Origin of the sequence: Thaumasiovibrio subtropicus, assembly GCF_019703835.1 — a bacterium.
GTDB lineage: Bacteria > Pseudomonadota > Gammaproteobacteria > Enterobacterales > Vibrionaceae > Thaumasiovibrio > Thaumasiovibrio subtropicus.
Genome location: NZ_AP023054.1, coordinates 377,936 through 401,546, shown reverse-complemented (window position 1 = coordinate 401,546; position 23,611 = coordinate 377,936). Strand labels below are relative to the sequence as shown.

Annotated in this window: 18 protein-coding genes, 1 pseudogene and 1 riboswitch; of the genes and pseudogenes, 6 read left to right on the top strand and 13 right to left on the bottom strand. The window is 47.7% G+C overall.

The window, feature by feature from the left end; genetic code table 11:
• Positions 1–8: 8 nt before the first annotated feature.
• The 11 genes and pseudogenes from TSUB_RS01940 to csrD all read right to left on the bottom strand — a co-directional run bounded on the left by TSUB_RS01940 (position 9) and on the right by csrD (position 12,705).
• Positions 9–611, bottom strand: coding sequence for a prepilin-type N-terminal cleavage/methylation domain-containing protein (locus TSUB_RS01940; RefSeq protein ID WP_087016718.1), 603 nt, complete (start codon positions 609–611; stop codon positions 9–11).
• A 98-nt stretch (positions 612–709) separates the two neighbouring features.
• Positions 710–1,171, bottom strand: a complete 462-nt coding sequence (locus TSUB_RS01935) for a hypothetical protein (RefSeq protein ID WP_087016720.1) — start codon at positions 1,169–1,171, stop codon at positions 710–712.
• Positions 1,172–2,395 carry a type II secretion system F family protein gene (locus TSUB_RS01930; RefSeq protein WP_087016722.1) on the bottom strand — a complete coding sequence of 408 codons (1,224 nt, stop codon included), beginning with the start codon at positions 2,393–2,395 and terminating at the stop codon, positions 1,172–1,174.
• A 171-nt stretch (positions 2,396–2,566) separates the two neighbouring features.
• Positions 2,567–4,264: pseudogene (locus TSUB_RS01925) on the bottom strand (GspE/PulE family protein); the annotation flags it as partial.
• Positions 4,265–4,268: 4 nt separating this feature from the next.
• Positions 4,269–5,711: a tetratricopeptide repeat protein gene (locus TSUB_RS01920; RefSeq protein ID WP_087016726.1), complete on the bottom strand. Its 1,443-nt coding sequence runs from the start codon at positions 5,709–5,711 to the stop codon at positions 4,269–4,271.
• A 2-nt stretch (positions 5,712–5,713) separates the two neighbouring features.
• Entirely contained in the window at positions 5,714–6,550 is an 837-nt protein-coding gene (locus TSUB_RS01915; RefSeq protein ID WP_087016729.1) for an ExeA family protein, read from the bottom strand.
• Positions 6,551–6,553: 3 nt separating this feature from the next.
• The gene (gene mshL / locus TSUB_RS01910; protein ID WP_087016731.1) at positions 6,554–8,149 is read right to left on the bottom strand and encodes a pilus (MSHA type) biogenesis protein MshL; all 1,596 of its coding nucleotides are present in this window, start codon (positions 8,147–8,149) and stop codon (positions 6,554–6,556) included.
• Between the two features lie 7 nt (positions 8,150–8,156).
• Positions 8,157–8,528: a hypothetical protein gene (locus tag TSUB_RS01905; protein ID WP_087016733.1), complete on the bottom strand. Its 372-nt coding sequence runs from the start codon at positions 8,526–8,528 to the stop codon at positions 8,157–8,159.
• Positions 8,521–9,150 carry a hypothetical protein gene (locus TSUB_RS01900; RefSeq protein ID WP_087016735.1) on the bottom strand — a complete coding sequence of 210 codons (630 nt, stop codon included), beginning with the start codon at positions 9,148–9,150 and terminating at the stop codon, positions 8,521–8,523. The genes TSUB_RS01905 and TSUB_RS01900 overlap by 8 nt, the downstream gene beginning before the upstream one ends.
• 11 nt (positions 9,151–9,161) lie before the next feature.
• Positions 9,162–10,640, bottom strand: a complete 1,479-nt coding sequence (locus tag TSUB_RS01895) for a hypothetical protein (protein ID WP_087016737.1) — start codon at positions 10,638–10,640, stop codon at positions 9,162–9,164.
• 154 nt (positions 10,641–10,794) lie between these two features.
• Entirely contained in the window at positions 10,795–12,705 is a 1,911-nt protein-coding gene (gene csrD, locus TSUB_RS01890) for an RNase E specificity factor CsrD (RefSeq protein WP_087016739.1), read from the bottom strand.
• A gap of 235 nt (positions 12,706–12,940) precedes the next feature.
• Between csrD and TSUB_RS01885 the strand changes: the two genes are divergently transcribed.
• Positions 12,941–13,822 (top strand): LysR family transcriptional regulator, encoded by an 882-nt coding sequence (locus TSUB_RS01885; protein WP_087016741.1) that lies wholly within the window; start codon positions 12,941–12,943, stop codon positions 13,820–13,822.
• 70 nt (positions 13,823–13,892) lie between these two features.
• Here TSUB_RS01885 and TSUB_RS01880 read toward each other — a convergent pair whose 3' ends face one another.
• Positions 13,893–14,456 (bottom strand): single-stranded DNA-binding protein, encoded by a 564-nt coding sequence (locus TSUB_RS01880; protein ID WP_087016744.1) that lies wholly within the window; start codon positions 14,454–14,456, stop codon positions 13,893–13,895.
• Positions 14,457–14,696: 240 nt separating this feature from the next.
• On the opposite strand from TSUB_RS01880, the gene uvrA reads away from it, so the two are divergent.
• A complete protein-coding gene (gene uvrA, locus TSUB_RS01875; protein WP_087016746.1) occupies positions 14,697–17,519 on the top strand; it encodes an excinuclease ABC subunit UvrA in 2,823 nt (940 codons plus the stop codon).
• A 34-nt stretch (positions 17,520–17,553) separates the two neighbouring features.
• Positions 17,554–19,284, top strand: coding sequence for a PglL family O-oligosaccharyltransferase (locus TSUB_RS01870; RefSeq protein WP_246616389.1), 1,731 nt, complete (start codon positions 17,554–17,556; stop codon positions 19,282–19,284).
• A gap of 29 nt (positions 19,285–19,313) precedes the next feature.
• Here TSUB_RS01870 and TSUB_RS01865 read toward each other — a convergent pair whose 3' ends face one another.
• Positions 19,314–20,432, bottom strand: coding sequence for a pyridoxal-phosphate-dependent aminotransferase family protein (locus TSUB_RS01865; protein WP_087016748.1), 1,119 nt, complete (start codon positions 20,430–20,432; stop codon positions 19,314–19,316).
• A gap of 162 nt (positions 20,433–20,594) precedes the next feature.
• Positions 20,595–20,769: riboswitch (Lysine riboswitch) on the top strand.
• 68 nt (positions 20,770–20,837) lie between these two features.
• Between TSUB_RS01865 and lysC the strand changes: the two genes are divergently transcribed.
• From lysC to TSUB_RS25175, 3 genes are all read left to right on the top strand, one after another.
• A complete protein-coding gene (lysC, locus tag TSUB_RS01860; RefSeq protein ID WP_087016750.1) occupies positions 20,838–22,199 on the top strand; it encodes a lysine-sensitive aspartokinase 3 in 1,362 nt (453 codons plus the stop codon).
• A gap of 125 nt (positions 22,200–22,324) precedes the next feature.
• A protein-coding gene (locus TSUB_RS01855) for an IS630 family transposase (RefSeq protein ID WP_221274585.1) occupies positions 22,325–23,360 on the top strand; the annotation gives its coding sequence in 2 pieces (ribosomal slippage) (positions 22,325–22,783 and positions 22,785–23,360; 1,035 coding nt in all).
• A gap of 96 nt (positions 23,361–23,456) precedes the next feature.
• A complete protein-coding gene (locus TSUB_RS25175; protein WP_281422920.1) occupies positions 23,457–23,579 on the top strand; it encodes a hypothetical protein in 123 nt (40 codons plus the stop codon).
• Positions 23,580–23,611: the final 32 nt, after the last annotated feature.

Below are 23,611 nucleotides of genomic sequence, written 5' to 3'. Positions count from 1 at the left end.
AACTCCATCTAGTCTGCTAAGTTTACTACAACACGGCCAAGGGCCGGCTCATAGGTAAAATTATGTGCCCCATTCAAATTCGTCGGGGTGTTGTTGGCTGATGCCATTTGGTAGAAGGTGCAGATATTGCTGTCTTCTACCGTTGTTGCTAAGTACTTGTGTTGCGTTGCATCAAAGTCTGTTGTTGTTGCTGTCTGTGGGGGGTTTTGCATGAGCTCCGTCATGAGATCCACACAATCCGTGTCGGCAATCGCTAAAGCGGAGCCAAGCCCGTCGCTGTCTGCAAGCCCGAAGGGATAACCTGAACGAATGGTTAAATCTTCTGTCGATTCACTCTCTGCCGTCAGCTTCATGTCAGTGCCATCATAGGCCACCACATAAAAACCATTGGTATCTTGTGTTCTGCCGTTTGCTTCCCACTGTGCTCTCACAGAAAGCACCGCAGTAGCAAACCCGCCAGCCACACCTTCGATACTGGATTTTTTCGCTTCTTCCGTTACATCCAAAAAACGAGGTAGTGCAGCAACCGCCAGCAAGCCGATCACAACAATCACTATCACCAGCTCAACCAAGGAAAAACCTCTTTGCGCCTGCTTGCTACCTACTTTCATTTTAACCCCGTCTACAGTGTCAATTTCATGAATCGCTCTCAATTTCTTACGTTGCACAACTAGCAAAACAATAGATACAAGAGACGATTTAAATGATACTACTGCAACAAATTTAGTGACATTGTGTCATTAAAAACTGCATATTCCAACGCTTTTTCGTTCTTAAAACGATAAATACATCGCAACTCATTAACCCTAAGTATAGCGCTATCGACCTCGGGGTGTTCCGAAAAAACTGTCTCGACTCCGCGACTTAACAACAACCAGGTCGAAAAACAATCAATCTTACCCTTTTCATCGACGCGATAAGGCCACCCCCCTTGGCTAAACCATACCCAATCTTCTTCAATGGTGAGTTTTTCCGGTCGACCACTGACAAGCCATTGAGCTTTATAAGCATTCGCGGTATCTAGCATGGTACGCTGCGACAATTCGTATGCTGCAGAGACTGTTTTTTCTCGAATATCAATCCAACGCCACAACACCATGGCAATGACGCTGATAATAGAAAACCACCAAATAGAAAACTTTATCAGTCCCTTGGTCGGATAATAAGCCATCTATGCACCTCTAGCGATATCGAGCATATCCCACATTGGTAGGAAAATACCCAAGGCCAGCAGCAATACCATGCCTGCAACAATGGCGAGCAAAATGGGTTCGATCCTAGCTGTCAGCGTCTTCAAATCATAATCCACTTCACGATCATAAAAGTCCGCCACTTCCAACAGCAATTCATCAATCTGTCCTGTCTCTTCGCCAACAGCAATCATCTGTTGCACTAACGGTGTAAAGACACCACTATTGCTGGCCGTCACCGTCATGCTTGAACCTGCTTCTATTGCAGTTTTCATACCAATAAGGCGATTCTCGAGAAAGCGATTTCCCAACGCCTCTGCAGAAAGTTGGATAGATTGATTCAGTGGCACGCCCGCTTTAAGCATCAATGAGAAGCTACGAGAGAAACGTGACAACTGAGCGCGATTGACAATGTCACCAACAATAGGCACTTTCAGTCGCCATAGATCCCATCGCTCCCGTCCTGTGGTTGTACCTATCCACATTCGCATTCCCAACGCAAACGCAATCATGCTGGCGATCATCCAATACCAATAATTGACAAAAAAGTTGGACATGCCAATGAGGATCTTGGTCGGTAAGGGAAGATCCATACCGAACTTTGAAAACATCGAAGAAAACTGTGGGATAACTTTTAAGTTGAGCACGACAAGTGCGATAAAGATCGCACTCAACACAAAAATAGGGTACCGCATGGCAGACTTTATCCGCCGGCGGGTCTCCATTTCCTGTTCAAAATAGTTCGCAAGTTGCAAAAGTGCCTCTTCCAAACGACCTGTACTTTCTCCTACTGCAATCATTGAAACAAAAAGCTCTGAGAACACACGAGGATGAGAGCGTAGTGCAGAAGAGAAATTGCGGCCATTGGTCAGGTCGTAGTGCACCTTGTCTAAGGTCTGCGCCAATAACTTATGCGTTGTACTTTGTGATAACCCCCGAATTGCGCGCAACAAAGGTACGCCTGCCTTCGTTAAGCTATACATTTGACGACAGAAAATGACCAGTGGCTCAAGCGCGATGGGTCGGTTGAGCAAACTGCTGACATCAACATTTAATCCAGAAGCTTGCTTTTTGGCACTGACTTTCAGTGGAATCACACCTTGGCGCATTAAAGCTTCAACCGCCAAATCGAGGTTGTTAGCTTCAATCTCTCCCTTCACTTCTTTCCCAGCTGCGGAGCGCCCTCGGTATGAAAAGTGTGCCATCAATTACTCCCAGTCATACCTTGGTTGCGGCTGACTTACATCTGTCTCTTCAAGCTGAATTCCCGATGAGTGGGTCGCTAACTCATTAACGGACTGTGTTTTTTTCTCTGCTGCTTGAGTCGGCACGCTGGGCGTGACATTAGGCTGCGAATCGAGCTGATTCGTCAACACTTCACCCTCTCCCAATTGCATCACCTCTTCAAGCGTGGTTTTTCCCTGCTGTGCCAGTTCCATCGCACAATCTAACAGCGGCTTATAACCTTCACTTACGCGCGCTTTCTGGGCAAACTGCACCGCGTCATTTCCACGCAATGCATCCATCATATCGACATCCATTTCCAGAAGTTCAAAGACACCAATCCGCCCTTTATACCCCGTCAAATTACAGTTTTGGCAACCACTACCACGTTTAAATATATGATGCTTAAGGTCGGGAAAACGGCTGGCTATCCAGCTTGATTGCAACTTGTCTGGCTGCTCCTCACGAATACAATCCGGACAAATTCGACGAACAAGACGCTGAGCCAATACAGCTCTTACCGAACTCGCTACCAGATAACCAGGTGCATTCATATCTATCATACGCAGCGCACTATCAACGGCATCATTGGTGTGAAGGGTCGAAAGGACGAGGTGCCCCGTCAATGCGGCACGTAGGCCAATCTCCACCGTCTCTTCGTCACGCATCTCCCCCACTAAGATGATATCGGGGTCTTGACGTAAAAATGTTCTCAACGCTTTAGAGAAGGTAAGACCGACCTTAGGATTAACCTGCACCTGACTCACCCTTGGCAGGCGGTACTCGACAGGGTCTTCTGCCGTAATAATCTTTTTCTGCGGTTTGTTTAACTCACTGAGAGCACCGTATAGCGTGGTCGTCTTACCCGATCCGGTTGGCCCTGTGACCAAAATCATCCCATGAGGTCGACGTAACTGACGACGAAAGCGATCTAGAATGTGCGGGGGCATCCCCACTTCATCCAAACTCAAAATGCCCGCCGATTGATCAAGTAAACGCATCACCACAGCCTCACCGTACTCCGTAGGCAGTGTCGATATACGTACATCGACAGAGTGGCCTCGGGCAGTCACATTAAAACGGCCATCTTGAGGCAGCCGTTTCTCTGAAATGTCTAAGCCGCTCATCAATTTCAGACGCAACACCAAGGCTGCCGCCGCATTGACTTCATTCAACAACGTCTCATGCAAGACGCCGTCTACACGCTGACGAATGCGGAGTGTGGTTTTATCGGGTTCGATATGAATGTCAGATGCGCCAACTTGTACGGCATCTTCGAATAGAGAGTTGATGAGCTTTACAACGGTAACATCGTCATCATCAGTATCGGTCAAGGCCCCAAAACTGAGGTCAGTACTCTCATTTTGGTGCTCCGCCTGCAGTTGCTCAGCGAAAGATAAAATCTCTTTCGTACGGCGATAATAGCGGTCAAACGCTTGAATCAGGTCGCCTTCTGCTGCAATAACGAGATCGACATCATATTGACTCAACTGTGCGAGCAAGTCTTCTTGGGCTCCAAGGTCGGCAGGGTCACTCATCGCTACCCGCAGTGCATCACCATTGTAACCAACAACCAACGCCCTCAAACGACGAGCATGCACTTCAGGCAGCAGCTGCACAGCATCGACATCAACGCCAAAACGGCTAAGGTCAATTAAAGGTACCCCGAGCTGCTCGGACAAAAAGGCCAGCATCTGCTCTTCGTCAATAAAACCAAGCTGAATTAAGGTATCACCCAGTTTACGGCCTGAGCCTTTTTGGGCGCTCAGCGCGTGCTGCAGTTGCTGCTCATTGATGACGCCTTCTTCTACCAGCAGATCACCGAGACGTTTACGGAGTTTAATTGCCATGATGTTATTCCTTCGTTGTCCGCAACTGCTGCAACGCGTAAAGCCGCTGACGAACAAAGGCTTGCGTCGCATCAGAAACACCGCCCAAACGTTGCGCTTCTAAATACGCTTGTTCCGCAATTTCCGCTTTACCTTTTCTATCGGAAGCAATTGCTAACCCCAACCACCAGCGCCCATCTTCGGGGTACTGGCGTGTCAAAAAGTGATAACTTTGTAAGGCGATATCATTGTCGTTGAGCTGTTGTGCCAATGCGCCACGCATCGCTGCATACTCAGTTGATGGTGCTTTCGGCCATACCGTTAATACTGCAAGTGCTGCTTGCGTCTGGGCCTCTTTAGATAACAACTTCGCCATAGTTAAACGTAACGACTCGCTCTGTGGATTTCGTACAATCCCGACTTGCAGAACATCCAAGGCTTGTCGCGTCTCACGGCGGCCATAGTGTAACGCGGCAACCTGCGATCGAAGATCTTCACGATGCGGCGTAAAACGCAGCGCATTTTGGTACTCTTCCAGTGCTTTCTGCGTATCTCCGCGCCCGAGCGCCGTTTGGCCGCGGCTTATTGCCAGTTCAGCGAGTTGGGCTGGCGACATGTTCTCTACGGTTATATTGATGGATGCGGGCTCAACTGGCGCGGTTGTCACTGCTGGCTCTGCAGGTAACGTGATGGGCTCTGCTATCAGCTCAGCAGGCAGCGTAGCTAACGTCGCAGGAACAAGCGCGGTAGACGACGTCACCGCTGGTGTCGAAGCTGTCGACAACTGCGGCTGTAAATCACGTTCTGCTATCGGTGCTTGATCACTGGGTGTCGTCAATGCCATCGCTTTACTATCGGTTGGTAAACGTAACAATGGCGCTTTCTCTAATGAACGCCTTATCGCGTTAATACTCGGAGGTTGACGAACAACAATGGGTTCTCCTTCGTCACTGCCGGCTTTACCAACGACTTTCACCCCGACAAGAGACACAGGATCGCTATCTGGCACAGGCACAAGCTTTTCAACTTCCTCGATCTCTGCACCAATGATCACCTCTTCTGTGTCAGCTATTGCTGCAGCAGCCGACACTATATCCACTGGCTCATCAAGTAGGCTTTGTTGCAAAAGTGTCTGGTGATCATCACTAACCAGCACGGCATCGTCAGTCGCTGGTATATTAATCTCAGCAGTCACATCGACCAACGCTTGCTGCGGCGGATTATTGGCAGGCTCGACAATCGCTACTGGCGGTTGTGACGCTGGCAACACTTCAGCTTGAATAGATTTACCTCGCGCCCCTAGCCACCACGCCCCTCCAGCTACCGATGCAAGTACCACAATACTGACCACGCGTTTTGGCCAACGAGAAGGTACTGGTGTGATGTAAGCGGGCTGTAAGGCTGGCTTTTCTACACCAGGGTTATCTCGCTCAGACAATTGTTGCAGCATTTTGTTTATCGAACTCATCACTACCTCCAAGCCCAAGCGAGCATGTTGTCGACAACAGATAGCTGAGCATCTTCAGTATCTTTCACCGCGGCTACGATGGCATTACGTTCTATGTAGCGAGTTTGATTGGCAAACGCGTGGAGCATTGCCTTATGGCAGAGAATATTGATAAGGCGGGGAATGCCTCGACTTGCCTTCCAGAGCAGCCGATATCCCGCTAGCTGAAAAAGTGGTACAGCCTGACCGCTGCATTCGAGACGATGCTCTATATACGCGCGCGTTTCAGCTAAACTCAGTGGGCGCAGTTTCGCGCTAAAACCAATTCGTTGACGTAACTGGCGCAAATCGTGCTGTCCGAGACGCTGGTCGAGTTCAGGCTGCCCAATCAGGATCACCTGAATAAGCTTCTCTTGTTCTGTCTCTAAGTTAGCAAGCAAACGAATCGCTTCTAATGCTTCAGAAGACAACGCTTGAGCTTCATCAATGATCACAACGGCACGCTGCTCAGATTGGCGAAACGCAATCAATTGACGATGCAGTACATCGATAAGGTCTTCAGAATCGGCATCTAACTCATACTCACGCGCGACCGCGCGACGTAACGCTTCACCACTTTGGCTCGGCGTAGGAATGTAGGCTAAGGCATAGTGCTCAGGTAACTGTTTGATCAACATACGGCAAAGCAAAGTTTTTCCCGTTCCTACTTCACCGCTAATCTTGATAATACCCTCACCCATGTTCAACGCTGCAAGCGCAGTATTGATCGCTTCTACATGAGGAGGTAACGCATAAAACAGCGCAGTATTGGGCGTTATGGCAAACGGTAGTTGATTCAAACCAAAATGCGCTTCGTACATGATTTAACCCTCAGGGAACCAGCTATCGAGCAAGTTACGGGAACGCTCAATTTCATTTTGCCAAGTGTCCGCACCAACAACCGTCGGCTTAATCAAGATCACCAACTCAGTCTTCGTCGTTAACTTCGAAACATTGCGGAACAGATGACCCAGTGCGGGAATATCACCCAGTAACGGCACTTTCGACACTTGGTCAGTATTACTGGTTCGCATTAAACCACCGATCACGACAACATCACCGCTACGTGCATGGATGATAGAATCTGACTCGCGAATTGAACTACTGGCTAACGGCAACGTGATTGATCCTTGGCTTGCTCCCAGATCAATCTGTTTAACATCTTCTGTGACTTCAATGACAGCAGGGTGAACATGCAAAAGCACCCCGCCTTCATCATCAATCTGCGGGGTCACATCCAAGGAGATCCCAGAGAAGAAAGGCGTTAGCTCCAAATCAGAGGCAACATTGTTATTTTCTGTACTGGCGTTACTCGACACATTGGTAACGTAATACTCATCGTTACCCACTTTGATAACCGCTTTCTGATTATTCGCGGCAGTGACTCGCGGGCTAGAAAGCACATTGACATCCCCTTGCGTCTCCATAAAGCTCAGAACAGCTTCAAAGTTACCATCACCGATGGTGATGTTGGTTTGCCCTCCCAGCAAGCTACCGATGTTGTCTTGCCCTGGTAAAGATTCGCCGGATGTCGGTCGGTTAATACCAATCACAGTGCCGCCAATCGTCTTGGTGATATTGCTCCAGTTGATCCCCTGCTGGTAGCCATCACTCAACGTAACTTCTAGGATTTTTGCTTCCAGAATGACTTGGCGACGCAAACGCTCTTGCGATAAACCTAAGAACTGACGCACCTCACGCAACTGGTCTGCATGTGCGCGCACGGTAACCAAACTTGACTGTGGCGCCACCACCACCGTCTGGCCTTCACCAGCACCAATAATGGCATTGATCGATTGCTGAAGTTGAACCCAAAACGCACTTTCAGATTGTGTACTAATCAAAGTACCACCAGATTGCGTGCTCGTGCCGCTACCTGAGCCAGTGTCACTGTTCGATAACGATCCCGTGCTGACTGACGTTGTTGACGACCCCTGACGCGTTAGCTGCAAGTAGTCAACTTTGAAGGTTTCTGTCCGCAAGCCAGAAGGGTAAACTTGAATGATCTTGTTCTTGCGTTGAATATCGTAACCGTAGATATCCGCTATCACCTCCAACACCTCGTCCAGTGATACAGACTGCAAGCTCAAGCTCACGTACCCAGTGACACCGGGGTGAACAACCACACTGTATGGCGTATCTTGAACCAAGCTTCCAAAGAAAGCATGCACATCAACACCTTGCGCATTGACACTAAACCGCAGTTCCTCAGGGGTGCGCTGCGTTGACGTCACACCTTCAAATCCCAATACACTCGGCATCAGGTCAGCACTCACCTCATCAGGTAAAGTGGCCAGCGTTTGGGTATCTGTTTCAACCAATGCTTGGTTGAGCTCTTGTTGAATGTCATGCGGCGGTTGATGGCCCATTTGGCACCCCACCAAAAGCACCAATAAACTCGCTATAATCCCTACTCGCATTACGTTCCTACTGTTTAATGTCATTTGGAAACAACTCCAAATTAAAAGTCTGTTGCTCTCGACGCAAGATCACCTCACTCGGTTTAATCGCTGTCACGCGATAACCATTGACGGATCCGCCCGCTTTCACTGCTTGCCCCGCAATAACCGCTCTGCAGGTTGACATACAAATAATGCTCTCAAGTTGCGGTACAGGCACCACTACCGCAACCTCACTCTCTTGTTTAAACTCCGGCTCAGCGCTACCGCCAAGAGGCGAGGTTGGATCAGTGATTGCCGCCACTGGTAGCGCACACCAAAAGATCACCACCGCCAATCCATGCAGATAGGTTTTCAACGACTGCGGTTTCCCACTGAAAATATTGCTGGTACTAGCCACTGATAAAGACCTCTCTTGGCCCTAGTGTGTACAACACCAAACGTAATTGCGCGTTTGGATGTGCATCCACTTCATAATGAAAACTTTCCCAATAGAAGACGACTGGCATCGCTTCTAACGCAGTCAGGTATCGATAGATGTCGCTGTATCCTCCCTGCAACACCAGCTCAACAGGGTGAATATAATAGCCTGAGCCCTGGTTCGCTCTGAGCTTACGAGAAGGTAACGAGCGCATCGCTTGAAGCTTCACGTCCCCTGTTTTCTCTAGAGCTTGTTCGACCACGATGGCCATATGGCTAGGGGTAACTAACTCACTGACACGATCTTCAAGCTGTGCTCTTAAGGCCTGCTCCTGCGACACTAAACGAACAATTTTTTCGTTGAGTTCTTTATCGGGATCTTGCTGTAAACGGAACTGCGCCAGCTCCACTTGCTGCTGGCGAGTGCGAATACTTTGCTCGGTGACACGTAAATCTGTGTGAGTTTGCTGGGTAGACAGATATTGAGGTTCAAGTAACTGCAAACCACCACCGAGCAAAATGGCGGCCCAACCAAGCAAGGCGATCAGGAACTTCTCCCGGCTCGACATCGCGATAAATTTTTCAGACCACTGTTGCCACATCGATTGTCCCCTCACTCAGCGCGATTAACGGTATTGGTCTGGAGCGTGAAAACCAAACGCTCACTAGCATCTCTTTCTATGGCGAGATGACGAAACCCTCTTTCAATCAAATTAGGCTGTGTCTTAAATGCTTGTACCCAAGCTGGCACGGATTGAGGCTTAGCCGCAATGCCTTGAATATCCATCAGCGGGCCTGCTATGTGAATCGTTTGCAAAGAGACATCCCGACGATGAATCGCGGCCAAGTCAGCCATAATGCCAGCATAGCCCACAGTTAAACTGTCATCGTGACCATCTATTGCCTGCACCGCGGACTGCATGTCGGCAATGCTTTTCTCCAAGACGCGCACTTGCTGTTTCACACTCTCACTGGGTTGGCGCGCCGCAACTTGTGCTTCAAGTTCGGCCAATTGACTATCTAGCTGACTTAACGTGGCGTGCTTAGACGTCAGTTGGGTGCGATATGTCTGTTCTTGCCAAAGAAAATACCCAAAACCACCTCCCACCAACAAGGTACCCACGAGCCAACTTGCTACCACGGTATTTAGCGTGACCCACTCTTTGCTTGGTTTTAGGTCATCTGGGTAGAGATTTAAGATATCTGAAGCCGGTTTACCCGCGACCGATTGAAGCGCACCAATCGCAACCAAAACACCGATTGGCAAAGGAATATCTTCCCGGTCATGCAACGCATTCACGGACACATTCAATCGACTAGACAACTCTTCAGATAACCGCTGATTGTCCTCTCCATCACAGCAGACTTTGACCGCCGTAATAGGCTTATCGCGCAACTGAGACGAGAGATAATCCAACGAACGCTGTAGTTCTAGGGCCAAAGAATCAATAACGAGGGGATTTACCTCATCGCCAATGACAGGAGACTGAATGCCGCGCACTTGTCGCTGCAGGCAATGATGTTGTTCCGCGTAGGCTGCAAGCATTAATCCGCCATTTCCTTGACGATACAGCACCATTTCATTGCGATCTTCCGGCATAGTAAAGCCAAGCGTCACTTCTTCGACACTGATACTCTGCAAGTTCACACCCGCAGTACCGCAGAGGTCAAGTAAGCTTTTTACACGATCACGGTGGGTTATATAGGTTTGGAGTTTATGGCCAATACTACTCAATACACCACCAGCAACGATATTGGCAGGCGATTCGTTCACCAAATCTTTGATTAGAAAAGGTAAAGCAGTTGACCACTCCGCAGCGGGAATATCTGGTTTATCAATGGTTAAACTTTGATACTGCCCTTGGCCAAGGACAAGATGCACATCAGCGTCAGACAACGCGAGCTCAGTCACAACGCTGCGTAGCGCTTCAGTAAGCTGATTCTGTGTTGGTACAGCCTTAAAACCCCAGACAAAATCAGGGTCCTTGGCATGCTTGCCCTTAACGGCATAAATACCGTCAGCGAGTACCGCGATAGCGGCAGTATTTGCGGACGTATTGCCAGATGCAAACAGATTACGCCAACTTTTCACGGCCGCTCCTTATCCCTCTTACGACACAAAAACCAGGGACTCACGATGTTAAGATATTAATAATTATAAGTTAATTACAACGACTTCGTACGATTTAACAGTCTATCGCATCAGCAGTTTGAATTACCTCTCAATTAAGAGACATTTCAATCGCTTATTGCCTGTGTCTTAGTTCTGCACCAAACAATCTGCCTTGCCCCATCTCGACGCCTAAAGTGCGCAATTTCTGCCACTCTTTCTTACTTTCGACACCAACCGCCACAATCTTGGTACTGGTATCCGCGCACGACCCTAGCATACTACGGATAAAGAGTTGGTTTTCCGGCCTTTGGTCGATATCTTTCACTAAGCTACGATGCAGTTTTAAGTACTTAGGTTCAAGTTCCTTAATGTAGTGCATACTGACAATGGAACGTCCAGCGTGGTCGACCACGAGACCTGAGCCTAGGCTGTTAATCAACTTCGACACTGGCCGCAATGCGTCCAGACTGGCGACCGCACTCGCCTCAGAGATCTCAATCAACAACTTACTCCGCTGTTCACGCGGGCATTGCATAACGCTCTGCGAAAACCAACGGTAAAAATCACGCTGGGACAATGAAGTCACGCTGATGTTCACTGCCAAGGTTCCTTCGCTGCTTGGCAACATCGACAATGTTTTCTCTAGCATAAAACGATCCAACTTAGTGATGTAGCCGACTTCCTTCATCACAGGGACAAATCGCGATGCCTTGATCAATACCCCATTTTCGTCACGGATCCGCGCCAATAGCTCACGGTGCACCGTTTCATCATGTGTCATCACGGGCTGTTGATAGATAACCGGACCTTCACCATCAAAAATGCGATCAAACAACGTACGCCAACGCACATTGCCTCGACCTTCATCCAACTGACTCTCTTTGCGAAATGCAAACCAGCTATTGGTGCCTTGGAGCTGGGCACTTTTTAACGCGCGATCCGCTTCATCCATCACACGTCCCCGCGGTTCACCAGAGGCAAAATAACTTACACCGATATGACACCAGTCATCGACATCTAAAGGGGCTGGAGGGTCAAGCTTTTCTAACGCTTTAAGTAGTTGATTAATAAAACCGGAGACTTCACTTTCTACCGGGTTTGCTAGCATTAATGCAAACTCAGCATCGTAATAACGAGAGAACACAGCATCAGGAAAACGTTGCATGAAATTGCCAATCACTAAAGCGATATCCTTGATAAACTCATCCGCGACCTGCTCGCCATTATCGCTAATTAATTCATCGTAATCCGCGATTTGGAGTAGGACGACAACGCCGGTGTTATCGCTTTCATTCAATAGTGAGTTGAGACGGCTATCATACAAGACGCGATTGGCCGCCCCGGTAAGCTGGTCAAGAAAAGTATGGGTACGAATGAAGGTGTCGAAACGACTACGCTCTTGGCGGGCATCTTTCAGCTCCGCAATCACCTGGTCGAGCGCCAAACTCGCGGTCGCAGGCCACTCCGCCTCATCACCCTGACTGTATTCATCCATTCGACCCGCCAGAATCATGCGGCCGCGGGTCTCCAACACTTCCGACCCATGCAGCTGCTTTTTTAGCCACTGCACGCCGAAAATCACCCCAATACCGATGATCGCGATCGCCAAAGTGATCGCACTCATTGCGCCTAACGAGTAGCTGGTATAGGTGAAGGCGGGAACCGAAGTGATGCTGACTCGCAATTCAGGGTTAAGCGTCAGGTCATAATATAAACGATGTCGTTCTGTTGTCGACGCGGTGAACTTAATCTGCTCATAGTGAAAAACACTGCCTGCCGAGTTAGAAATATCAAATTCAATGATATCGCCTGCCTTCAGCATCTTTGGCAGCCAATCTTGAATATTTCGAACGCCGTCCGGATCAGACAATTCTTCGTCAATCACCTGAACCATGCCGTCAAAGTAATTCTTTACTGCAGTATCAGCAAGGTAACGAAAGCTCATTGACCCACCGATAAACAGCACCAAAATCGCGGCAAACACGACCACAGTGACAAAGGCAACCAAACGGTTGCTGAGTTTCATCCCTGATGCTTTTCTCATATTTCCTCATGAAATCTTTTGGCGCTCTTGCCGACTTTGCGCGGTCGAATACGCATAACGTCCGTTATGAATCTTATCGCATTTAGGTATCAATAGTTCGCGTAAAGTATGGCATTTTCAGGCAGTTATTTCATCTTGTTTTCAGTTTCACCCCATTTATTGTAAGTCAGAGCCATCACTTGAGTTATCGCTTATTTCACGCCACCATAGTGGTGTCATTTTTTAGGAGCGTGGAATGGATTGGATCACTTGTACAAAAACCTTTGTTACCGTTGTTGAACAAGGCACGCTTGCTAAAGCCGCGTCCCAGTTGAATACGACCAGTTCAGCACTCTCAAAGCGCCTTTCTTGGCTTGAGCAGCAACTTGATGTACAACTCCTAAAACGCACCACCCGCAGCCTGACACTCACTGACGCTGGCGAGCTTTTTTTTCATAAAAGCCAAGGATTGTTGCACGATTGGCAGCAGTTGGTAGATGAAACCACATCGACCTATGGTGAAGTGAGCGGCGTATTTCGTATCGGGGCCCCATTAACGATAGGGAGTCGCTTCTTAGTGAACTACCTTGCCGAGTTTATGGCGCGCTACCCTAAGCTCAAAGTCGAACTCCATACGATTTCGCCCGGAGACCTACCTGATCTCAATTTGGATATCTTCATAAGCCGTGAGCTACAAGATTTCAACTCGTCCAGCTACATCGCCAAAAAGCTCTATGACTTTCAACCGGGCTTTTTTGCCTCCCCTCTGTATTTGGAAAATCACGACCCCATTTTGAAACCCGATGACTTACTTGAACACAACTGTTTATTGTTTGGTGGGCCAGACTTTGAACAGCCTCATGAGTTTGAGGACGGTACGCGACTTAAACTGAAGGGAAATTTTTCCAGTCGCAACCCAGAAGCGCTTATTGGTGCCGCCGTAGCAGGAATGGGAATACTGCTGTCTGGCGCGAATAATGTGCGCCGAGAACTTGAGAAGGGTCTACTTGTTCCTGTGATTCCGACTTTAAAAAAACCGATGCAAACAGCGTATGCTTACTACCCAAAACTTGACTATAACCATACGAAAACACATCTTTTTCTGGCATTTATTCAAGAAAAAAGTCAATTCACTTAGTCATCATTCGCTATCAGGTATAAAAAAACCCGGCATAGCCGGGTTTAATCGAGCGATTTCCAGCAAGTTTTTAGAACGGGATATCGTCGTCAAAGTCAACCGGTGGCTCATTGTACTGAGGCGCGGCTTGTTGAGGCGCTGACTGTTGTGGTGCTGGCGCAGATTGTTGCTGCTGTTGAGGCGCGAAACCTTGATTTTGAGGTTGGCCACCCATTGGCTGCTGAGGTTGACCCCAGCCACCTTGCTGCTGTCCGCCCATAGGTGCGCCTTGACCACCGCCTTGGCGACCACCTAGCATTTGCATCACGCCATTAAAGCCCTGTACAACCACCTCAGTGGTATAACGGTCTTGGCCACTTTGATCTTGCCACTTACGTGTTTGTAGTTGGCCTTCGATATAGACTTGAGAGCCTTTACGCAAGTACTCACCTGCAACTTCTGCAAGTTTGCCAAATAGCGCAACACGGTGCCATTCGGTTTTCTCACGCTGCTCGCCTGTATTCTTGTCACGCCATGACTCAGAAGTTGCGACTGTGATGTTCGCTACTGCACCACCATTCGGCATGTAGCGAATTTCTGGATCGTTACCTAGGTTACCTACCAAGATAACTTTGTTAATACCACGACTGGCCATAGTAAGCTCCGGTTGTTGTCACAGCCACTCGGCTGCCTTACTCAAATTTGATAATCGCCCAGTGTAACACGTCTACACTTTACGCTCATAGTGATCAAAACACCGATTACTGCGTATTTTTGTGACACTCACTGTGCATGAGGTTGCAAACGCTTTACTGTATTTATATACAGTTTATGCTTTTCTGCTATCTGGCGCTATGCCATAATGTTTTTTCCTTCATCGATAAAAAGCTCAACAATGGATAAGATAGACGTACGCGGTGCCCGCACCCATAATTTAAAAAACATCAACTTATCGATCCCTCGCGACAAGCTTATTGTTGTCACGGGTTTGTCAGGCTCCGGTAAGTCCTCTTTGGCATTTGATACCCTGTATGCCGAAGGCCAACGCCGCTACGTTGAGTCGCTTTCTGCTTACGCTCGTCAATTTTTATCCTTGATGGAAAAGCCCGACGTTGACCATATCGAAGGGCTTTCTCCTGCGATTTCTATCGAACAAAAATCCACGTCGCATAATCCTCGTTCTACCGTCGGCACCATTACAGAAGTGTATGACTATTTACGTTTGCTGTATGCACGAGTTGGAGAGCCGCGCTGTCCCACACATGATGTGCCGCTCGCTGCACAAACCATCAGCCAAATGGTCGATAAAGTGCTCAGCCTCGCTGAAGGCACGAAACTCATGCTCCTCGCCCCCATCGTAAAAGAGCGAAAAGGTGAGCATGTTAAGACGTTTGCCAACTTAGCTGCCCAAGGCTTTATTCGCGCTCGTGTTGATGGTGAAGTTTGCGATCTTTCCGATCCTCCAACCCTAGAGCTACACAAGAAGCACACCATTGAAGTCGTCATTGATCGTTTTAAGGTACGCGATGATCTCCAGCTTCGTTTAGCAGAGTCTTTTGAGACCGCATTGGAGCTCACTGGTGGTACCGCCGTGATTGCTGGCATGGATAGTCAATTCGATGAAGAGCTCGTCTTTTCTGCTAACTTTGCCTGCCCGCATTGCGGCTACAGCATGCAGGAACTAGAGCCTCGCTTATTCTCGTTCAACAATCCAGCAGGGGCTTGTCCAACGTGCGATGGACTGGGCGTTCAACAATATTTTGACGCTGATCGCGTCGTTCAAAACCCAGAGCTCAGCCTCGCTGGCGGCGCGATTCGTGGTTGGGATCAACGCAACTATTACTATTTCCAGATGCTAAAATCGCTCGCAGAGCACTACGATTTTGACGTCAATGCGCCCTTCAATAGTTTAAGCAAACAAGTGCAAAATGTCGTACTAAAAGGGTCAGGGCGTACTGAAATCGATTTTAAGTACATTAATGATCGAGGTGATATCACACTACGCCGCCATGTTTTTGAAGGGATTCTCAATAACATGGAGCGCCGTTATCGCGATACCGAATCGAACTCCGTCCGTGAAGAGCTCTCCAAGTTTATCTCTACGAAAGCCTGTGCTAGTTGTTCAGGTACTCGACTGCGCGAAGAAGCACGTCACGTCTTTGTCGATGACACACGCTTGCCCGATATCTGCGATATGAGCATCAAAGGGGCACTCGATTTCTTTGAGACTCTCGAACTTGAAGGACAACGTGCTCAAATTGCCGACAAGATCCTTAAGGAGATTCGCGATCGATTACATTTCTTAGTCAATGTCGGACTGAACTACCTTAATTTATCTCGTAGTGCCGACACTCTGTCAGGCGGTGAAGCTCAGCGCATTCGTTTAGCCAGCCAGATCGGTGCTGGCCTTGTTGGCGTAATGTATGTACTCGATGAACCTTCAATTGGTCTGCATCAACGCGACAATGAGCGCCTACTAAAAACCCTGATTCACTTGCGCGATCTGGGGAACACCGTGCTTGTGGTTGAGCATGATGAAGACGCTATTCGTGCAGCTGACTATATTATCGATATCGGCCCAGGGGCTGGGGTGCATGGCGGGCAAGTCGTTGCTGAGGGTGATTATGAAACAATTATCAAGTCCGACGCCTCTCTGACAGCACAATACCTGAACGGCAAAAAACAAATCGCTGTCCCTGAATCACGTACTCCATTGGATAAAGACAAGGTCATTCGATTGACTGGTGCAAGTGGTAATAACCTTAACGGGGTCGATGTTGAGATCCCTGTCGGGCTGTTAACTTGTGTAACTGGTGTGTCAGGGTCGGGGAAATCCACGTTAATCAATGACACTTTCTATAAGATTGCCCACCAACGTCTTAATGGTGCTACAACTGGTGAGCCCGCTCCTTACAAAGACATTGAGCACCTCGAGCATTGCGACAAGGTCATCGACATTGATCAAAGCCCAATAGGCAGAACACCTCGCTCAAACCCAGCAACATACACAGGTATCTTTACCCCTATTCGCGAACTCTTTGCTGGGACACAAGAAGCCCGCTCTCGTGGTTACAAACCCGGCCGCTTCAGCTTCAACGTCAAAGGAGGTCGTTGTGAAGCCTGTCAGGGCGATGGTGTGATAAAAGTCGAGATGCACTTCTTACCAGATGTTTATGTGCCATGCGATTCGTGCAAAGGAAAGCGCTACAACCGCGAGACCCTTGAAGTCAAGTACAAGGGAAAATCGATTCATGAAGTGCTTGAAATGACAGTGGAAGACGCGCGTGAATTCTTTGATCCAGTTCCAGCAATCGCACGAAAACTACAAACATTAATGGATGTTGGGCTATCTTATATCCGCCTTGGCCAAGCCGCGACAACACTGTCAGGCGGTGAAGCTCAGCGCGTTAAACTGGCAAAAGAGCTCTCGAAACGTGATACAGGCAAAACCCTGTACATTCTTGATGAGCCAACAACCGGTCTGCACTTCCATGACATCCAGCAATTGCTCACTGTTCTTCATCGTCTGCGTGATCACGGCAATACCATCGTTGTGATTGAACACAATCTAGATGTGATCAAAACGGCTGACTGGATAGTTGATTTAGGTCCTGAAGGGGGAAGCGGCGGCGGCCAGATTATCGCCACAGGTACACCAGAGCAAGTTGCTGAGGTCGAAGGATCGCATACTGCTCGCTTCCTTAAACCCATGCTGTAAAGGTAAAAGTGTGCTTCAAACACAAGGAACGCGTTTGGAAACAACGCAAGTGGCGCGTAAGCCGCTAACAAGATGGTTTCTGGGTTCTCTCGGCGCCATCTATCTCATCGCCATGCATCTGTTCATGCACAACCCGGGGGGAGCCGGTCTCTCCCTCCCCTTTAATCAAGCGATATGGATACCCCTCAGTTTCGCGATTGGTGCTGGATTACTTGAGATTTGCCGGCAAGGCTTCTGGCGCTATTCCAAGCTCACGATTGTGTTGTTAATAAGTTGCATATTGTTGACGCTCCCCATCTTTTATCCGCAATCCGTTCCACATCTCGCCGTCCCAAGACTCATTGGCATTTGGGCTGGATGGTTGCTATTTGTCTCTTTACAGCAGTTCTCTTTCACTCAAAAACAGCGACAACGCCTGCTGTGGTTTGTGCTCATCGCAGTATTAATGGAAGCGATATTTGGTTGGATACAATATCTGCTGCTAGAGCCTGGCAATTATATTGGTTACAACACATTCAAAAACAAGCCTTATGGTATTTTCCAGCAAATCAATGTCATGGCCTCTTTCATGGCGACAGGGTTGGTGCTGTCAGCCTATTTACTGGCTCGAGAGCCCATGTATCGGGGCAAATGGAACTGGAAGCACTTACCATTACTTGTCACACCAATTCTGACCATTCCACTGATTGCGGTCATCGACTCTCGCACAGGTAAACTAGGCGCGACCGTCTCAGCATTGCTTATCTTGCCATTTCTCTATCACTATGCTGCACGTAAACAGATGCGCTTATGGGGGTTAATGGTTCTACTTGGCCTTGCCCTTTCATGGAACTGGACACAGTCACCTGAGTTCACACCTAAACTTGATGCGCCAGGTCGTATAGAAGAAAGGGCTGGCATTTATCCCCACACGCTATACATGATAAAGCAAGCGCCAGTGATCGGCTCTGGGTATGGAAACTTCGAATCCGCCTACACTCAATCTGCTGCTTTTCAGTTTGCTCAAGAGATCTCTGCACATACTCCATCTGCGGCACTAGATCACCCGCACAACGAGCTACTGTATTGGACCGCTGAAGGTGGCATTGTGCCACTCATCGCTCTACTCATCGCAGCGGGTGCGGTGTTTATTCGCGTATTGAAGACAAAGAAAGGCACGCGCTTAGCGATTATTGGGTTGTTTTTCCCCATCACGCTACATAGCCAGTTGGAGTATCCTTTTTATCATGCATTGGTCCACTTCATTACGTTCATTCTGTTGATCTATTGGGTAGATCAACTCACGGCCAAGTACAAGAAAAAACCGCTCTACCGTGTTCAGCTACTTCGCATTAATGCGCTTTTAATCCCAGCCCTTGCAACCGTGTTTATTGCTTCTGGATTACAGTCAGGTTACTGGCTCAATAAGTTTGAGCAAAAGATACCTCGGGAGCCCGAGTTATTAATGAAGGTGACTAACCCTGTACTTTGGCAATCACGTTTTGATTGGAACTTATTTACTACAGAGCTTGAATTTGGGGTCGCAACCAATAACCCTGACATGATTCAAAGTTACATCCATTGGGCCCATAAAACGGCGGAAACCATGCCTCGCCCTTCTCTTTACCAAAACATGGCTATCGCTTACCACGCGCTCGGCGAAGTTGAGAAAGGCCAACAAATTCTTGATGAAGCGAGATATCTCTTTCCCAACCACCCGTTAACAGAGCCGACAGTCACAATTACCAGTTCGAGCTCCACGCCAGCGGTCAGTGAAACGAACTAAAGAAAACCCCGGGCTAGCCGGGGTTGTCATTATCTCAAGACTTCTTCTAGCGCTTTTAAGCACAAAGCGACATTCTCCCGTCTTGCACCATAACCCATTAAGCCAATACGCCAAGCCTTACCAGCAAGGTCACCTAAACCTGCACCTATCTCAAGGTTAAACTCTTCTAATAGGCGGGTTCTAACCTCTCCATCATCAATACCATTAGGAATATTGACAGCGTTTAGCTGTGGCAGTCTTGCTGATTCATCAACAACAAAACTGATACCAAGGGTTTCTAAGCCTTCTTTTAGCATCAAATGTGCCTCGCGATGGCGTTGCCACGCATTTTCAAGCCCCTCATTTTTTAGAAGCACCAGAGATTCATGCAATGCATAGAGACTATTGACCGGAGCGGTATGGTGATAACTCCGTTTTCCTTCTCCACTCCAATACCCCAAGACAAGGCTTTGATCTAAAAACCAACTTCGCACGGGCGTATTTCTCGCTTCTATCTTAGCGATAGCTTGAGCTGAAAACGTGAGAGGTGACAAGCCGGGCACACAAGATAGACATTTCTGACTACCAGAGTACACCGCGTCAAGTTGCCATTTATCAACATAAAGTGGCACCCCACCCAATGACGTCACTGTATCAACAATCGACAAACAGCCATGTGCTTTTGCTAACTTGCCAAGTGCTTCGGCATCACTTAGTGCGCCCGTCGATGTTTCAGCATGCACAAACGCTAATGCAATTGCATCTGGATGAGCAATCAAGGCAGCTTCTACCTTTTCAATCGTGACGGGACGTCCCCATTCGTCATCAACAACGACGGCCTCACCACCGCAACGTACAACATTCTCTCGCATTCGTTCACCAAACACACCATTTCGGCAAACAATGACTTTTTCACCTGGCTGTATCAAGTTCACAAAGCACGCTTCCATCCCAGCACTTCCTGGCGCGGATACCGCGATTGTGAAAGGGTTCTCAGTCTGAAATACATATTGAAGAAGGGACTTGAGCTCATCCATCATGCCAATAAATAGAGGGTCAAGATGCCCCAAAGTCGGCCGACTAAGCGCTTGCAAAACCTGAGGATAAATATCTGATGGTCCAGGCCCCATCAAAGTACGTTTGGGCGGGTAGAAGCTTGATAAAGTCATGAATAACTCCGAGCACATACTATTGAAATAATGAAAGTATTCTAGATGAAAATAAGAAAAACAATTGGACTAAAGTCATTTAGAGCAGGAAAAGGCATTTAATTATTGACAATTTTGCACAAAGTCCTTATTTATAGGGTTGCTTTTGTGATCTCAATAACAAAAGCCAGAAGAGGTGCATTAATCAGGTAGTGTTTGCGTGGGGCCCCAGCTCCAACACGTAGGCATCAGGGGATTAAATGCCGAGATACTCGTGTACTGGGATGCAAAAGTATCGGCCTTAAAGGTTGAATCCTTTGGGTTGTCACTAAATATTTAGTGGAGAGCTTCTGGGAAAGTATACTATTCTACTTATCCTATCTGCTTCTCCAAGTATGTTACACATCACAACAGGGAGATGCAGTTGTGGATCTATCTTCATTTACCGTCGCTAAATTTGGCGGAACCAGTGTCGCAGACTTCGATGCGATGCAGCGTAGCGCAAACATCGTTATCAAAAACCCTGAGACAAAGCTTGTTGTGATCAGTGCGTGTTCTGGCGTAACAAACCACCTGGTTGAGCTTGCTAATGGCGTAGCTGATAACAACCGCCGCGCCGAGATCATCGCAACGATTCGTGATATCCACTACAGCATCATAGAAAAAGTCAGTGAGCAAGCCTCACTAACAGACAGCATTAATACCATCCTAACGTTAGTAACAAAAACCGCAGAACAAGCCGCTGTCGCTGCCTCTGACGAGCTGACAGATACGCTCGTATCTTGTGGAGAGTTAATGTCGACATTCCTCTTCACACAAGTCATCAATGATCTTGGTCATCACTGTACACGTTTTGATATTCGCCAAGTCATGAAAACGGACAGTCAATTTGGCAAAGCTATTCCTGATATTCAAAAACTAAAAACACATGCAGTAACATTAAACCGGGCCTGCCAAGAGGCAATTGTGGTCACACAAGGATTCATTGGCTCTGATGAAAATGGTAAAACGACCACTTTAGGCCGTGGTGGCAGTGATTACAGTGCAGCGCTGATAGCAGAAGCAGTCGAAGCTAAAACGCTTGAGATTTGGACAGACGTCCCCGGGATCTATACTACAGACCCGCGTATAGCTAGCCGTGCCCAGCCTATTCCTGAGATAAGCTTTAGTGAAGCCTCTGAGATGGCTAACTTCGGTGCAAAAATCCTACACCCAGACACGCTAATTCCAGCAATTCGTCAACATATTCCCGTATTTGTTGGTTCATCAAAGGCTCCAGAAGAAGGCGGGACTTGGGTAAAAGAAGAAGTCGACAGTACGCCGCTTTTCCGTGCGCTAACGCTACGAAACAATCAAACCATGGTGACACTACAAAGTCTAAATATGTACCATGCCTACGGTTTCTTGGCAGAAGTTTTCAGTATTTTAGCTAAGTATCGTATCTCCGTTGATCTGATTACAACCTCAGAAGTGAGTGTCTCTCTGACTTTAGACACAACAAGTACAAGTGGTGCCGCACCAGATCTTCCAGAAGCAGCACACAAAGAATTGAGTGAGTTGTGCAACGTTACCGTTGATAAGGGATTGTCACTCGTCGCGGTGATCGGCAACAAAATGGGGCAGACAAAAGGTACAAGCCGTCAAATTTTCAATACGTTAGAAGACTACAACTTGAGAATGATCTGTTACGGAGCCAGTCAGCATAATCTCTGTTTTTTAATCAAGCAAGATGACGCTCACCAGATTATTAAAGACTTGCACCGAGACTTGCTAGAGCCAGAATACTAAAATTTATCTACTAAGTTAAAATCCAAAGAGCACCGACTAAGGTGCTCTTTTTAATGCGAGTAATACCAATCTAAGTAAAAATATGATCTAATTGAGGCTGTTACTTCTTCGTGAAAAAAGACGCTATGGACAGCCTCGATACCATTGATTTCAAAAAGCTTGCTAGCCAACAAAAATCTATTCAGATGAAGATGCGATTGCTCGCATTGGCACACTTTAAAGATGGTCACTCTCGAACCCAAATTGCTAAGTTCCTTAAGGTAAGCAGAACGAGTGTGAATAAGTGGGTACAAACATTCCTTGAAGAAGGGCTTGAAGGGCTGCAAGAGAAACCAAGAACGGGTCGCCCAGCATTCCTCAATACTCAGCAACGTGAACAGCTAAGCCTGTTTATAAAGGCACGTGCCGAAGATTCATCTGGGGGGAGGTTAACAGGTACTGATATTCATGCTTATATCGTGAAAGAGTTTGGTAAACACTACCACCCAGACTCTATCTACTATTTGCTTAGTCACATGGGCTTCTCTTGGATAACATCACGCTCCAAGCACCCTCGTCAATCCCAGCAAATCCAAGACGATTTTAAAAAAATTCAAAATTGAAACGATCCTTAAGATCCCCGGTCACATGGGGCTTGATAACGTCGATGTCTGGTTTCAAGATGAAGCAAGATTTGGTCAGCAAAACACGACAACTCGACTTTGGGCTAAACGTGGATCAAGACCAAGAGCAGTTAAACAGCAGCAGTTTGAATATGCGTATTTGTTTGGCTCAGTATGTCCCGCTAGAGGTATTGGCGAGGCGCTGGTCGTTCCTTGGGTTAACAAGGACATTATGGTTGAGCACCTTAAGCAGATCTCCGCGGTGACCGAAAAAGGTCGTCACGCAGTGATCATTATGGATGGTGCTGGCTGGCATACAAATGACATTGCAGAACAGTTCAGTAATGTCAGTATCATCAAGCTCCCGCCATATTCACCAGAGCTAAATCCTATAGAACAAGTGTGGAGTTGGCTCAGACAACACTATCTTGCCAATCAGAGTTTTACCGACTACGAAGATATTGTGTCGAAAGTATGCACTGCATGGAATCGATTCTTGAAGCGTGCAGATAGAGTGACCAAAATGTGCACCAGAGACTGGATTAAACTGACCAGTTAATTTTCCAGATTGGTATTAATTTTCCAGATTGGTATTAGGCCTAATTGTAAAGTGCAGAAAAGAAAGCTTCCCAATTAAACTGCGACATGAACGGTAATGATGTTGCAAGGACAGCGTACAGCGAAAGCTATCGCTCTCTTTCAAGACATGGCGGAGGAACTGGCTGGCGCAACTGCTGGGCTCATTCACCTGAAAGGCGAACATATCTCACAGACGTAAAAAAGCCCCGTCTTTCGACGAGGCTTCTTAAG

What these genes read in the sequence shown, in the direction of transcription:
- TSUB_RS01900 (WP_087016735.1), bottom strand. Translation starts at nt 9,150, where the DNA reads ATGTGGCAACAGTGGTCTGAAAAATTTATCGCGATGTCGAGCCGGGAG.
- uvrA (WP_087016746.1), top strand. Translation starts at nt 14,697, where the DNA reads ATGGATAAGATAGACGTACGCGGTGCCCGCACCCATAATTTAAAAAAC.
- mshL (WP_087016731.1), bottom strand. Translation starts at nt 8,149, where the DNA reads ATGCGAGTAGGGATTATAGCGAGTTTATTGGTGCTTTTGGTGGGGTGC.
- TSUB_RS01920 (WP_087016726.1), bottom strand. Translation starts at nt 5,711, where the DNA reads ATGAGTTCGATAAACAAAATGCTGCAACAATTGTCTGAGCGAGATAAC.
- TSUB_RS01915 (WP_087016729.1), bottom strand. Translation starts at nt 6,550, where the DNA reads ATGTACGAAGCGCATTTTGGTTTGAATCAACTACCGTTTGCCATAACG.
- TSUB_RS01930 (WP_087016722.1), bottom strand. Translation starts at nt 2,395, where the DNA reads ATGGCACACTTTTCATACCGAGGGCGCTCCGCAGCTGGGAAAGAAGTG.
- TSUB_RS01880 (WP_087016744.1), bottom strand. Translation starts at nt 14,456, where the DNA reads ATGGCCAGTCGTGGTATTAACAAAGTTATCTTGGTAGGTAACCTAGGT.
- TSUB_RS25175 (WP_281422920.1), top strand. Translation starts at nt 23,457, where the DNA reads ATGATGTTGCAAGGACAGCGTACAGCGAAAGCTATCGCTCTCTTTCAA.
- TSUB_RS01885 (WP_087016741.1), top strand. Translation starts at nt 12,941, where the DNA reads ATGGATTGGATCACTTGTACAAAAACCTTTGTTACCGTTGTTGAACAA.
- TSUB_RS01865 (WP_087016748.1), bottom strand. Translation starts at nt 20,432, where the DNA reads ATGACTTTATCAAGCTTCTACCCGCCCAAACGTACTTTGATGGGGCCT.
- TSUB_RS01935 (WP_087016720.1), bottom strand. Translation starts at nt 1,171, where the DNA reads ATGGCTTATTATCCGACCAAGGGACTGATAAAGTTTTCTATTTGGTGG.
- TSUB_RS01940 (WP_087016718.1), bottom strand. Translation starts at nt 611, where the DNA reads ATGAAAGTAGGTAGCAAGCAGGCGCAAAGAGGTTTTTCCTTGGTTGAG.
- csrD (WP_087016739.1), bottom strand. Translation starts at nt 12,705, where the DNA reads ATGAGAAAAGCATCAGGGATGAAACTCAGCAACCGTTTGGTTGCCTTT.